The organism is Vreelandella janggokensis, from assembly GCF_031451615.1.
Classification (GTDB): Bacteria; Pseudomonadota; Gammaproteobacteria; order Pseudomonadales; family Halomonadaceae; genus Vreelandella; species Vreelandella janggokensis.
Window position 1 is genome coordinate 202560 of the sequence record NZ_JARWAJ010000002.1, and the last position, 12654, is coordinate 215213.

13 protein-coding genes are annotated in these 12654 nt (G+C 57.4%); 9 read left to right on the forward strand and 4 right to left on the reverse strand.

Features of this window, described 5'->3' with window-relative positions:
- Window positions 1–8: 8 nt before the first annotated feature.
- From QC816_RS07705 to QC816_RS07740, 8 genes are all read left to right on the forward strand, one after another.
- Window positions 9–1145, forward strand: coding sequence for a mandelate racemase/muconate lactonizing enzyme family protein (locus QC816_RS07705; RefSeq protein WP_309781525.1), 1137 nt, complete (start codon window positions 9–11; stop codon window positions 1143–1145).
- Window position 1146: 1 nt separating this feature from the next.
- Window positions 1147–2010: an amidohydrolase family protein gene (locus QC816_RS07710; protein WP_309781526.1), complete on the forward strand. Its 864-nt coding sequence runs from the start codon at window positions 1147–1149 to the stop codon at window positions 2008–2010.
- Between the two features lie 54 nt (window positions 2011–2064).
- Complete coding sequence (locus QC816_RS07715) at window positions 2065–2862, forward strand: NAD-dependent epimerase/dehydratase family protein (protein ID WP_309781527.1); 798 nt, start codon at window positions 2065–2067, stop codon at window positions 2860–2862.
- Window positions 2863–2892: 30 nt separating this feature from the next.
- Window positions 2893–3909: an Ldh family oxidoreductase gene (locus QC816_RS07720; RefSeq protein WP_309781528.1), complete on the forward strand. Its 1017-nt coding sequence runs from the start codon at window positions 2893–2895 to the stop codon at window positions 3907–3909.
- 98 nt (window positions 3910–4007) lie between these two features.
- Window positions 4008–5333 (forward strand): enolase C-terminal domain-like protein, encoded by a 1326-nt coding sequence (locus tag QC816_RS07725; protein ID WP_309781529.1) that lies wholly within the window; start codon window positions 4008–4010, stop codon window positions 5331–5333.
- 72 nt (window positions 5334–5405) lie between these two features.
- Window positions 5406–6146, forward strand: coding sequence for a FadR/GntR family transcriptional regulator (locus QC816_RS07730; protein WP_233337301.1), 741 nt, complete (start codon window positions 5406–5408; stop codon window positions 6144–6146).
- A 49-nt stretch (window positions 6147–6195) separates the two neighbouring features.
- Window positions 6196–7773 (forward strand): aldehyde dehydrogenase (NADP(+)), encoded by a 1578-nt coding sequence (locus tag QC816_RS07735; RefSeq protein WP_309781530.1) that lies wholly within the window; start codon window positions 6196–6198, stop codon window positions 7771–7773.
- Window positions 7774–7921: 148 nt separating this feature from the next.
- Window positions 7922–8524, forward strand: coding sequence for a glutathione S-transferase family protein (locus QC816_RS07740; protein WP_309781531.1), 603 nt, complete (start codon window positions 7922–7924; stop codon window positions 8522–8524).
- 16 nt (window positions 8525–8540) lie between these two features.
- Here QC816_RS07740 and trmB read toward each other — a convergent pair whose 3' ends face one another.
- From trmB to thiS, 3 genes are read right to left on the reverse strand one after another with little or no spacing between them, the layout of a single operon-like run.
- Complete coding sequence (gene trmB, locus QC816_RS07745) at window positions 8541–9269, reverse strand: tRNA (guanosine(46)-N7)-methyltransferase TrmB (protein ID WP_309781532.1); 729 nt, start codon at window positions 9267–9269, stop codon at window positions 8541–8543.
- A 12-nt stretch (window positions 9270–9281) separates the two neighbouring features.
- Window positions 9282–10076, reverse strand: a complete 795-nt coding sequence (locus tag QC816_RS07750; RefSeq protein ID WP_309781533.1) for a thiazole synthase — start codon at window positions 10074–10076, stop codon at window positions 9282–9284.
- 11 nt (window positions 10077–10087) lie between these two features.
- Window positions 10088–10309, reverse strand: coding sequence for a sulfur carrier protein ThiS (thiS, locus tag QC816_RS07755; RefSeq protein WP_085919509.1), 222 nt, complete (start codon window positions 10307–10309; stop codon window positions 10088–10090).
- Between the two features lie 141 nt (window positions 10310–10450).
- Between thiS and QC816_RS07760 the strand changes: the two genes are divergently transcribed.
- A complete protein-coding gene (locus QC816_RS07760; protein WP_309781534.1) occupies window positions 10451–10861 on the forward strand; it encodes a DUF423 domain-containing protein in 411 nt (136 codons plus the stop codon).
- Here the strand turns inward: QC816_RS07760 and QC816_RS07765 are convergent.
- A complete protein-coding gene (locus QC816_RS07765; RefSeq protein WP_309781535.1) occupies window positions 10812–12554 on the reverse strand; it encodes an HD domain-containing phosphohydrolase in 1743 nt (580 codons plus the stop codon). The two genes, QC816_RS07760 and QC816_RS07765, sit on opposite strands and share 50 nt — an antisense overlap.
- Between the last annotated feature and the right edge of the window lie 100 nt (window positions 12555–12654).

The following is a 12654-nucleotide window of genomic DNA, read 5'->3' on the forward strand; positions in this document are numbered from 1 at the left end:
TCTGCGCTATGAAGGTGCAATCTGTTCACACACATTTACTAGATTATGCTTTAGATACCCCGTTTGAAAGTGCCTCCATGCAATTTTCCAGACGCCAGCACTGTTTAGTCGAGGTCATATGTGACGATGGCACTGTTGGGTGGGGTGAGTGCCTGGGCCCGGCCAAACTCAACGCGGCTGTCGTGGCTGCTTATGCGCAAAGCCTAATAGGGCAGGACCCGTTACAAACAGAACGGCTCTGGTTAACGCTTTATAACCAGCTGCGTGATCAAGGGCAGCGCGGGCTCACCGTGACAGCGCTTAGCGGTATTGACATCGCTCTTTGGGATATTAAAGGCAAACACTTTGGTGTGCCTATTTCCACCCTGCTGGGCGGCAGAGTGCGGGAGAGTGTAAGCGCTTACGCGACCGGCTCATTCCGGCGTGACGGGGTTGATCGTGTATCGGACGTGGCTGAAGAGGTAGCGGGTTATCGTCGCGAGGGTTTTCACGCGGTGAAGGTGAAAATTGGTTTTGACGTTGAGGAAGACCTGGCGGTGATTGCCGCCGTGCGTGAAGCCATCGGCCCTGATATGCGTTTGATGATTGATGCCAACCATGGCTACGACGTGTTGGAGGCTTTGGAGGTGGGTAAACGCGCTGCTCAATGGGGCGTCGACTGGTTCGAAGAGCCGGTGCTACCTGAGCAGCTGTCAGCGTACCGCGCCGTGAAAGCAGGTCAGCCTATCCCGGTAGCTGGCGGCGAAACCTGGCATGGTCGCTACGCGATGCAAGCGCCGCTTGAAACGCGGGCGGTGGACATCGTTCAGCCAGATATCTGTGGTGTTGGCGGTTTTACCGAGATACGCCGCGTAGCCGATATGGCGGATTTGCATGGTGTGCGTCTTATCCCGCACGTGTGGGGTACGGCGGTTTGTATTGCCGCCAGCCTGCAATTTATGGCGGCATTATTACCGAACCCGCCGCGGCGAGAGCCACGCCCACCCATTCTCGAATTTGACCGTACGGAAAACCCTTTCCGGCAAGCCGTGGTGAAAACCCCGATTGAACACCACCAAGGCATTGTGAAAATACCCGACGGCCCAGGGTTGGGCATCGAGATTGATCGTCAGGCACTTGAAACCTATGCCATGAAGGAGGTGTAAGTTGGCCCTCATTCCAGATAATACACGCCCCCTCGACGGCCCTCAGCCAGCGTTAGCGACGCCGCCGGGTGCAACCGACTGCCATATCCATCTTTATCTCCCGGGCTATGAGGCACAGCCCGGCGGTCCTCAAATACCAGAGCTTGCCACCGTAGAGCACTACCGGCGCGTGCAAGAGCGTTTGGACCTTGAGCGCGTTGTTGTGACCCAGCCGAATGCTTATCAATTGGATAATAGTGCACTGCTTGAGAGCCTGAAAATACTTGGCTCAAGTGTGGCGCGAGGCGTTGCCGTGGTAAGCCCCGATACACCCGTACAGAAGCTTGAGGAGTGGCATGCGGCGGGGGTTCGCGGTGCGCGCATTATGAACTTGCCCGGTGGGGCGGTGACAACCGAACAGATGCACACGGTAGAGCGGCTTATTCGCCCGTTCGGGTGGCACTTAATGGTGCAATTCAATGGCGTTCAACTTGACGATTACCTGGATGGCCTCCATCAGATCGAAAGCGATTACATCATCGATCATATTGGCAAGTTTATGCCACCGGTGCCCGCTGACGACCGCCGTGTCGATGAGATCCTGCGCCTTCTGGACCGTGGCAATGCGTGGTTCAAGATTTGTGCAGGCTATGAGGCGAGTGTCACCGGAGGCCCTCATTATGAGGATATCGGGGCGATTGCCAAGCGTGTTATAGCCCACGCGCCCGAGCGCATCATCTGGGGTAGCAACTGGCCGCATGTAGGGGTACCCCGAGAGCAGTATCCCGACGATGCCGAGCAGCTCGATGTTCTTTTACCCTGGGCAAGCGAGCCTGTCCGGCAAAAGATATTGGCCGAAAATCCGGCCCGACTTTATGGATTCTAGAGAATTTATCGCAGTTTTGTAGTGTGATTTATTATTTTATTCAAGGAGAACAACATGCTTGAACGTCTTTTAGTGACCGGTGCAGCGGGGGGGTTAGGCAGCAGCTTGCGTCCCCATCTGGCAACACTAGCCAAGCGGGTAAGGCTTTCAGATATTGCAGATTTGGGTACCGCTGATGCGCACGAAGAAGTCGTGCAGGCCGATTTATCTGACCCCCAGGCAGTTAACGCATTGGTAGACGGCTGCGATGGCATTATTCACTTAGGCGGCATGTCGGTAGAGAGTCCTTGGGAGGCCATTCTCAACGCCAATATTATAGGCACCTACCATCTTTATGAGGCGGCAAGAAAGCAGGGAAAGCCACGCATTGTATTTGCCAGCTCTAACCATGCCATCGGCTTTTATCCACGCACCACACGAATTGATACCGACGCTGCGCACCGCCCCGATTCTCTATATGGCGTCTCTAAGTGCTTTGGCGAAGACCTGGCCAGCCTATATTTCCACAAGTTCAATATTGAAACCCTGAGTGTGCGCATTGGTTCATGTTTCCCTGAGCCTGCCGACGCGCGAATGATGACTACCTGGATGAGTGTCGAGGACTTTATGAGCCTACTTGAACGCGCCTTTGTCGCGCCCAAGCTAGGTAACACCATCATCTATGGTGCATCCGCCAACCATGAATCATGGTGGGATAACAGCAAGGTGGCGTTTCTGGGTTGGGTACCGAAGGACAGTTCCGAACCATGGCGCGGTAAAATCAACCAACAGCCTGCTCAGGATCCGGATGATCCGGCGGTTGTGTATCAGGGTGGCAAGTTCGTCGCCGCTGGTCACCCTGATGATGCCTAAGAATGACGGGCAACTAGGCTAGGAATGGATATGCAAAAAATGGCAAAACTCTCGCTTGATGAGGCCTGGACCTTGAGCGTCAACCTTCTCGAGGGTAATGGGTTTGCGGCTGCTCACGCTGAGGCGATTGCGCGCAGCGTGGTGGCTGCCCAACGCGACGAGTGCCACTCACATGGCTTATATCGGCTTATCGATTGCGTGCGCACCCTAAAACAGGGAGGTGTTGAGCCAAACGCTGTTCCCGAAATCATTGATCAGGCACCTAGCGTGATCCGGGTTGATGCTAAAAGAGGGTCTTCCCTACTCGCGTTCGAATACGGGCGTCACCACTTGGTAGAAAAAACGCGTGCTAGCGGTGTGGCGATACTGGCTGTCAACAATGCGTTCCATTTTTCGGCGCTGTGGCCAGAGGTGGAAGCATTGGCTGAGCAAGGTTTGGTGAGCTTGGCGATGACACCGAGCCACGCCTACGTTGCCCCTGCCGGTGGGGATTCACCTCTGTTGGGGACGAACCCGATTGCCTTCTCATGGCCTCGGCCCGAGGGTCCGCCCTTTACGTTCGATTTTGCTACCAGCGTGGTTGCAAGGGGGGAAGTCGAGCTTCATCGCCGCGCCGGAAAATCACTTCCTGCGGGTTGGGCGCTGGATAATAACGGACAGCCAACCACCGACCCAACGAACGCGCTCGCCGGGGCATTGCTGCCGTTTGGCGGCCATAAAGGCTCTGCGTTATCGATCATGATCGAGTTACTTGCCGGGCCGTTGATTGGCGATCAGTTAGGGCACCAAACACGCCCAGCGGATGGCAGCCGAGAAGGGGGGCCGCAACACGGTGAGTTTATATTGGCGATAGATCCTGCTCGTCTGCTTGGCCCTGAGGCAGAGGCGCGCCTGGCCCAGGCCGAGGTACTGTTCGGGGGGATTATCGACCAAGGAGCTCGCCTACCGTCACAGCGTCGTCACGAAGCAAGGCGTCGCAGCCAGCTTGAAGGCGTCGAAATTCCGGCTGAACTCTATCAAGAGCTGACTGAGCTAATGACTGGTTAGGCATTCATAACGACCTAGTCCTTTTTAAACCAGCCTTAATGACCGGATCTCAGTAGGCCGTTATTTCGCAGTATCAATGCTTTAAGAGGTAAAAGTGCATGTTTCCTTCTATCAAGACGATGCGTGTTGTGCCGGTGGCTGGCTACGATGGTTTTTTGCTCAACCTGAGCGGCGGCCATGCCCCCTGGTTCATCCGCTGCGTGCTGATTCTAGAAGATGACGCTGGCAATAAAGGGGTCGGGGAAATCCCGTCCAGCGACGGTATCATCAAGGGGTTGGAGCAGTGCCGCTCCCTTGTTGAAGGCTCGCAAGTCAACAATGTCAAGCAGACGCTGAACCAGGCGCGCCAGATCCTGGCCCAAAATGGACGTGAAGAGCGTGGCCGCCAGACCTTCGATCTACGCGTTGCGGTTCACGTTATTACCGCTATTGAATCGGCATTGTTCGACCTGTTCGGTCAGGCGCTGGGTATGCCGGTGGCAGATTTGCTGGGGCAGTACGGGCGCCAGCGCGACGAAGTCGAAGCGCTTGGGTATCTCTTTCTGCTGGGTGACCCTGAAAAGACGGACCTGCCGTACCCCAAGGCCGAGAATCCCAAAGATACCTGGGACGAGGTGCGCTACAAAGAGGCGCTCACCCCAGATGCGGTCGCTAACTTGGCAAAGGCCGCCTATGATCGCTACGGCTTCAAGGACTTCAAGCTCAAGGGTGGCGTACTGCGCGGCGAGGAAGAGGCCGACTGCATCCGCGCACTCCATGAAGCTTTCCCGGAAGCCCGTTTGACCCTCGACCCCAACGGCGCCTGGAAGCTCGACGAAGCGGTACGCGTGCTTGATCCGGTCAAGCACTTGCTAAGCTATGCTGAAGATCCCTGTGGTCAGGAAGAGAGTTACTCCGGTCGCGAGACCATGGCCGAGTTCAAAAAGCGCACCGGTCTGCCTACAGCAACCAACATGATCGCGACCGATTTCAAGCAATTGCAGTATGCCGTGCAGCTTAATTCCGTCGATATTCCGCTGGCGGACTGCCATTTCTGGACCATGCAGGGCGCTGTGATGGTCGGCGAGCTGTGCAACGAGTGGGGCATGACCTGGGGCTCGCATAGCAACAACCACTTCGACATTTCCCTGGCGATGATGACCCACGTAGCGGCCGCTTGCCCTGGCGAGATCACCGCCATCGATACCCACTGGATCTGGCAGGATGGCCAACGTATCACCAAAGAGCCGTTCCAGATCCGTGATGGCAAGCTGACCGTGCCTAAAACCCCAGGCCTCGGCGTCGAGCTGGATGAAGAGAAGCTGAAAGAGGCACATGCGCTTTACAAGAGCCTCGACGTGACTCAGCGCAATGACGCCATGGCCATGCAGTTCTTGATTCCGGGATGGGAGTTCGATCCCAAGCGTCCTGCGCTTGTGAGGTAAGAGCAGCAAGGCTCTGATATGATGTATATCATCATACTTTAGGCGAAGGTGTTTATGGTCAAGGAAAGCGAAATGACATCGGTTCAAGCTCCCCTCAACGTAAGCAAAGTCGCGAAGCAGGGCAGTCTCTCCAAGCATGTTGCTACGCAGTTGGAGGCCTTGATCGTGCAGGGCACAGTGGCGGTGGGCAATAAGTTGCCCACCGAAAACAGCTTGTGCGACTCGTTCGGCGTCAGCCGCACTGTGGTGCGAGAGGCCATTACCCACCTGAAGTCCCTGGGGCTGGTAGAGACGCGCCGGGGAGTGGGCACCACAGTGCTGCGAGCCAAGGCAGAGGAGCCAAGACCCGCGCAGCATATCAACCCCACGACCGTTGCCGATATTCTGCACTTGCTCGAACTGAGGTTAACCCTGGAGCCTGCCGCGGCGGAGCTGGCGGCGCTGCGCCATGACGACGCCGACCGAGAGCTCCTGAGGGCCCAGCATAACGCCTTCATCAAGGCTCACGCCGAGAAACGGCTGGCGCGGCAAGAGGATTACCTTTTTCACTTTGCGATTGCAAAGGCGACCAAGAATCCCTTCTTTGCATCCTTTTACGAGCAGTGGAGCAAGAGTGTCATTCCCCGTGCCAAGCTGCTCAGTATCGAAATCGATCCCAAATCATCCGACCGTTACCTGGAGCGTGTTCAGGCCGAGCATGACGAGATCATCGAAGCGATTTTGTCGCGTGACGCACAAAAAGCCCGCGACATGATGTTCAAGCATCTTGATCGAGCCAAGAACATGTATGCCCAGTACCGGGACCAAACGTAGCACCATCGGGCATCCAAAGCGCCCGATAAACTAAGCAAAGGAGGAATCTATGACGATCCGTGGTGAAATGCTGATCGGTCAGCAAGCCGTTAGTGGCAATCAAGCCGACATTCATGCGGTTAACCCCGCTACCGGCGAGACGATGGAGCCGACCTACGTGGGAGGTAGCAAGGCAGAAGTTGAAAGTGCCTGCGAACTCGCCGAAACCGCCTTCGCCAGCTACCGCGAGACCGGCCTTGAAGCACGCGCCACCTTCCTCGAAACCATTGCCTCCGAAATCGAGGGTATTGGCGATGAGCTCATCGAGCGTGCCATGGCCGAGACCGGCCTGCCTCGCCCACGCCTGGAAGGCGAGCGTGGCCGTACCTGCGGTCAGCTGCGGTTGTTCGCTTCCGTCGTACGTGCCGGTGAGTGGCTCGACGTGCGCATTGACCCGGCACTGCCAGACCGTTCGCCCATGCCGCGGACTGACCTTCGTCAGCGCCATATCGGTCTTGGCCCGGTCGCCGTTTTCGGCGCCTCAAACTTTCCGCTGGCGTTCTCCGTGGCCGGTGGTGATACCGCTTCAGCGCTTGCCGCTGGCTGCCCGGTCGTGGTCAAGGGCCACTCCGCCCACCCTGGTACGTCCGAACTGGTGGGCCGCGCCGTTCAGCGCGCCGTGGCCAAGTGCAACCTGCCTGATGGTGTCTTCTCGCTGCTGTTCGGCTCGGGTAAAGAGATCGGCCAGGCACTGGTCAACGACCCGCGCATCCAGGCCGTTGGCTTCACCGGCTCGCGCAGTGGCGGCACGGCGCTGATGGCCACGGCCCAGGCGCGCCCGCAGCCGATCCCGGTCTACGCGGAGATGAGCAGCATCAACCCCGTGTTCCTGTTGCCGGAGGCCCTGGAAGCGCGTGGCGAGAAGATCGCCGAAGGCTTTGTCGGGTCACTCAACATGGGGGCCGGTCAGTTCTGTACCAATCCAGGGCTTGTGATTGCGGTTAAAGGCAAGGCGCTGGACGCCTTTATCGACGCCGCTGGCGACGGCGTTAAAGCGAGTATCAGCCAGACCATGCTCTCCCCGGGCATTCATCAGGCCTATGAGCAGGGTGTTAACGCCCTCTCCTCGCATGCCAAGGTACGCGAAGTGGCGCGTGGTCAGGTTGGTGAAGGCGCTAACCAGTGCTGCGCGGGCTTGTTCGTTGCCTCTGCTGCCGACTTCCTGACCGATGAGACCCTGCAGGCCGAGGTATTTGGTGCCAGCTCGCTGGTTGTTGAGTGCGCCGATCAGGCTGAAATGATGCGCGTGGCTGCCGAACTTGAGGGTCAGTTGACCATCACCCTGCAAATGGATGATGGCGATGTGGACGCTGCCAAAGCACTGCTGCCGACCCTGGAGCGCAAAGCGGGCCGTATCCTGGCCAACGGCTGGCCGACCGGTGTCGAGGTGTGCCACGCCATGGTTCACGGTGGCCCTTACCCGGCAACATCGGATAGCCGTACGACCTCGGTGGGCAGCGCGGCGATCCATCGCTTCCTGCGCCCTGTTTGCTACCAGGCACTGCCGGAAGCGCTGCTTCCGGATGCCCTGCAAGATGCCAATCCAGAGGGTGTGAGCCGCTTGGTGGATGGTAAACGCGAAGCCTGAGTCAGAAGGTTGTCAACCGTAAACAGACGGTTATATAAGTACTTAACTAAGCGGCCTACGGGCCGCTTTTTTTTGACCTATCGACCTATTGCGTTGCGCGCGTTAGCCACGCAAGCTGCGGTAAACGTGCCCTTCCAAGGAGACTCCCATGCAACTCTACCTGAACGCGACCTCCCCCTATGCCCGCGTGGCGCGGGTTTGCCTGTATGAAAAGCAGTTGATCGAGCGCACTGAGCTTTGTTGGTGTGACCCCTGGGCGGCGGATAGCGAACTTTTACAGATTACCCCGCTTAGTCGCATTCCGACGCTGGTCACCGACGACGGTGATGTACTGACCGAGTCGCTTTTGATAGCGCTCTACTTGGATGCTCAAGGCGAAGGGGAGTCGCTTTTGCCACACAAGACATATGCGGAAACCCTGGCGCTGGCCGGGCTTGGCCATGGCTTGACGGACGCGGCGTTCAATGTGGTGATTGGCCGCAAGCACAATGGCCATGAGGTTGATACAACGGTATTGGGCAGCCGCCGCTTGAAAGCCATCGAGCGCACGCTGGCAACGCTTGATGCGCACCCCAGCGTGCTGGCGGGCAATGTGGAGCGTACGCTGGGGGCGATTACCGTTGCCGTGGCACTTTGCTATCTCAGCTTTCGCTTACCGGCCTTTGATTGGCCTAACCGTTTTCCGACGCTTCAGGCCTGGCATGCCAAGGTGGTGGAGTGTGAAAGCTTTGCGATGACGGCGTTTGAGTAGCGGCTAAGACAAGCAGCTAGTCTTCCCGCTGGTAAATCAAATCCCACACCCCATGGCCAAGCTTTTCGCCGCGGGCTTCAAACTTGGTCAGTGGGCGGAAGGCGGGGCGGGGCACGTAGGGAGCGGTGTCAGCGCCAGCCGTATTGGCATAGCCGGGCGCGTCTTCCATCACGTCTGCCATCCATTCGGCATAGGCTTCCCAGTCGGTGGCTAGATGAAAGGTGCCACCGGGCTTAAGACGGGTGCGAATCAGCTCAACAAACGCAGGCTGAACAATGCGCCGCTTGTGGTGCTTCTTTTTTGGCCAAGGGTCAGGGAAGAACAGCTGAACAGTGGTCAGTGAGCCTTCCGGTAGACACTGTTCCAATACTGCCAGGGCGTCTTCGCGGTAAACGCGCAGGTTGGTGAGGCCGCGTTTATCCGCTTCATCGAGCAGTTTGCCCACGCCGGGGGCGTGCACTTCAATGCCGATAAAATCGGTTTCCGGATGGGTTTCGGCCTGCTCAATCAATGAGTTGCCCATGCCAAACCCGATCTCGACGACGCGAGGCGCCTGGCGGCCAAACAGGGCATCTAGATCTTGGCGGCCGTCGGCGATTGTCAGCCCCAGGCGTGGCCAAACGTCCTCTAATCCACGCGTTTGTGCGGGGGTCATACGCCCGGCACGAATCACATAGCTTTTGATGCCCCGTCGGTGCAGTGGGGCGTCGGCGTTTTCGGGGGCGGTGTCTTTCGTATCGGTCATGGTGTCTCTGTATCAGCCGTTAATCCGGCCAGCAAAAGGCGAAGAGGGGTCGGCGGTCTGGCGGCGCGGCATGCGGCCTGACAAGAAAGCGTCTCGGCCTGCCTGCACGGCAAGCTTCATGGCGTTGGCCATGCGCAGCGGGTCGCGGGCATGGGCAATCGCGCTGTTCAGCAGTACGCCGTCGCAGCCCAGCTCCATGGCCATGGCGGCATCGGAAGCAGTGCCAATGCCTGCATCCACCAGCACCGGCACTTGGCTTTGTTCAATGATCAGGCGCACATTGTGCGGATTTTGAATGCCGTGGCCAGAGCCGATCAGCGAGCCCAGCGGCATGATGGCGCAGCAGCCCATGGCTTCCAGCTCGCGTGCCACAATGGGGTCGTCGCTGGTGTAGACCATGACGTCGAAACCGTCGGCGAGCAGCGTTTCGGCGGCCTTGAGCGTTTCGACCACATTCGGGTAGAGGGTGGTCTCGTCACCCAGCACTTCCAGTTTGACCAGGTTATGGCCATCAAGCAGTTCGCGGGCCAGCCGGCAGGTGCGCACAGCGTCTTTGGCGGTGTAGCAGCCTGCGGTGTTGGGCAGCAGGGTGTAGCGCTTGGGCGAAATCACATCCAGCAGGTTGGGGGCCTCGGCATCCTGGCCGAGGTTGGTGCGGCGCACCGCAAAGGTGACGATTTCAGCGCCGCTTTGGGCAATCGCCGCGCCGGTTTCGTCGACGTCTTTGTACTTGCCGGTGCCTACCAAAAGGCGAGAGCTGAAGTCGCGTCCGGCAACGGTAAACGGTGTGTCAGTGAGTGGCGTCATCATGGATTCCTTTAGCCGCCGCCAATAGCATGGACGACCTCAATATGGTCGCCATCGGCCAGGCGGGTGTCGGCAAGCTGGCTTTTGGGCACGATTTCTTCGTTGATCTCAACGGCAATACGGCGGCCACTGAGCCCTAGTTCTTCCACAAGGTCTGCCGCCGTCGCACCCGCGGCGAGGGAGCGTGGATCACCGTTGAGGGTAAGTTTTATCGACTCATTAGAGGTAGACATAAACTGGGCGCGTCCCATTGTGTGCAACAAAACGTGTGAGTGTAGACACCCTCCATTGTAGCGGTTTCGCGCCGCGCAAGGTATGTGGCAGCGTTAAACTGCACAATGAAAACCGATCAATCGGTAGATAAGGAGAGCAAGGTGCAGCGAACAGATAAAGTGTGGTGGCTTGGGGTAGCGTTTTCAGGCGCGTTGATGGTGTTGTTGGGGGCCTATGCGGCCCATGGCCTCGAGACACGTGCCAGCGCCGAACTTATCAGTGCTGTGGAGACCGGGGTACGCTACCAGGCCTGGCATACGCTGGCCATGCTGGCAGTACTGGTATGGCGCAGCAGCTGCCCAGTAGCGGGGCAGCACTGGGTGCTGGTGCTTTGGAGTCTGGGTATTGCGTGTTTTTCTGGCTCGCTTTATCTGATGGCACTGGCGGGGCTTAATCTGGGTATTGTGACCCCCATCGGCGGGCTGCTGCTGGTGGCAGGCTGGCTGGTGCTGGGTGGGGTGGCTATAGGGGCTGATTTTTCAGCACGCCCACCCCATAATCCAGGGGGTTGACGATGCCTTCTAGCTTGCCGATCTGCGATAAGTCACCATGGGTGATGACGCTGCTGATGTTGGTGTCAGGAAAGCGCAGGTTCTTGACCACGTGAACCTGGCTCGGCATGCCCTTGCCGTTGATGTCCATGACCCAGGCAAGGAAGCCACCCGAGAACTTGGCCAAGCTACCAATCGGGTACAGGCCATAGGTTTGGATATATTCCACCAGAACGGTTTTGTCGTAGGCGGCGTCTGTTTCATGAATCCTACGGTAGGCATCAATGGGCGCTCGTGGTGGGACACCGTTACGCGTATGAAGCAGTTTGTTAATCGCCTTGATGACGGATACGAGCCTAACCGTTTCCGATAGCTGTTCACCTCGCTTGCCCGCCGGGTAGCCGGAACCGTCCAGGCGCTCGTTGGCATTCTCGATCACATCGCGGCAGATGGGGCTGGGGGTCCAGTTCAGCTCATGCAGCTTATCAAGTAGCTGCTGGACATGGCCGCTGAGAATATCCTTCTGTGCCGGGGTCATGTTCACCTTGAGCGACGGCAACTGCTCGCTGATCAGCAGTGGCTTGCCCATGGCGTGCAGCAAAGCACCCAGTGCAGCCCCTCGCACCTGGGGGGCATGCGGGTCGCGAATCACCAGCATATCGATGAGTTGACCGGTCACCTGCACGGCGTGTCTAACCCAGTCTGGCTCATTGCGCAAAAACGCCAGGGCATAAAGGAAGGTCTTGCGATCCTGTTCGACAAGATAACGCAGGGTATCGACGCAATCGTAGAAGATTTCAGCCGGAAACATCTGGCGGGTGTTCATGTACATCAGGCCCACTTGCAGCTGATGAGAGACGTCCATTACACCGCGCTCCATGGGCGACTGGTGAGCGTGCTTATGCCGTTCTTGAGCTTCGCGTTGCTGGATCTTCTTCTCCTTCGTACCTGGAATAAACAAGGGGGAGTGATAGACCATTTTGTCGTTCGTACCGGTACGGTAGGCGACCTCTCGTTCTGACTCATTCACGTAGTGGAACAGGGATTCCGTCTGGGACGTCGATAGATGGGTGAACTGAATACCGATCACTGCATAGCCGTGGTGGCCGAAGGGGCGTATATGGCGGATATTGCCTTCGCTAAAAAAGCTATCGCCGTTGGGAAACGAAAGCGTTACCCCGGGTATTGCTTGATCAACGCCCATGGCGATACTGTCTGCCAGATCAATGTCGACCATGCAGCCCCCGATAGACAGGTTACGTAGCCTGCCTGGCACATTGAGTTCATGCGAATAGACCTCAATGCCAACACGGGTTTGCATGCCCAGAATAAAGGGAATTCGAACGGCGCCCCGGTTTTCTTTAACGAAAACTGTTTCCGGTAGCTGGCACTCCAGGCAATACAGCGTACTGTCTGTTTTGAGCAGCTTGACGGCAACATTACTGAGGCTATAGGTCTCGCGCTCAGTGGCATGGGGCCCTTTCAGCGCTTCCAGGTCAAAGCTTAGGCTGTCGCTGGTTAGGTAGCGCTCAATATCTGATCCAGCGTATTCCACCTCCAGTACCATGCGCCCATTACCCAGGTTCAACTCAATAACCTCTGCCTTCAAGACATAGGGCATGTCACTGGAATATATAGATAGCTCATGGGCATGCTGAAGCAGTGAACGAATCACGCTTGCCGAGGGATTTTCGTGCAGGGTAGGAGCCACCATGTGAAATGCCTCAGTTATTAATTATTATTCGCCTATTTTCACGATATAGGTCTTTTTCTTTATATAACTAAGACTATATAGACTTTGATTAGCGGGGCAA

Bases quoted from the DNA above. Each gene is read 5' to 3' on its own strand.
- QC816_RS07705 (WP_309781525.1), top strand. From the start codon at position 9: ATGAAGGTGCAATCTGTTCACACACATTTACTAGATTATGCTTTAGAT.
- QC816_RS07715 (WP_309781527.1), top strand. From the start codon at position 2,065: ATGCTTGAACGTCTTTTAGTGACCGGTGCAGCGGGGGGGTTAGGCAGC.
- QC816_RS07720 (WP_309781528.1), top strand. From the start codon at position 2,893: ATGCAAAAAATGGCAAAACTCTCGCTTGATGAGGCCTGGACCTTGAGC.
- QC816_RS07725 (WP_309781529.1), top strand. From the start codon at position 4,008: ATGTTTCCTTCTATCAAGACGATGCGTGTTGTGCCGGTGGCTGGCTAC.
- QC816_RS07730 (WP_233337301.1), top strand. From the start codon at position 5,406: ATGACATCGGTTCAAGCTCCCCTCAACGTAAGCAAAGTCGCGAAGCAG.
- QC816_RS07735 (WP_309781530.1), top strand. From the start codon at position 6,196: ATGACGATCCGTGGTGAAATGCTGATCGGTCAGCAAGCCGTTAGTGGC.
- QC816_RS07740 (WP_309781531.1), top strand. From the start codon at position 7,922: ATGCAACTCTACCTGAACGCGACCTCCCCCTATGCCCGCGTGGCGCGG.
- trmB (WP_309781532.1), bottom strand. From the start codon at position 9,269: ATGACCGATACGAAAGACACCGCCCCCGAAAACGCCGACGCCCCACTG.
- QC816_RS07750 (WP_309781533.1), bottom strand. From the start codon at position 10,076: ATGACGCCACTCACTGACACACCGTTTACCGTTGCCGGACGCGACTTC.
- thiS (WP_085919509.1), bottom strand. From the start codon at position 10,309: ATGTCTACCTCTAATGAGTCGATAAAACTTACCCTCAACGGTGATCCA.
- QC816_RS07765 (WP_309781535.1), bottom strand. From the start codon at position 12,554: ATGGTGGCTCCTACCCTGCACGAAAATCCCTCGGCAAGCGTGATTCGT.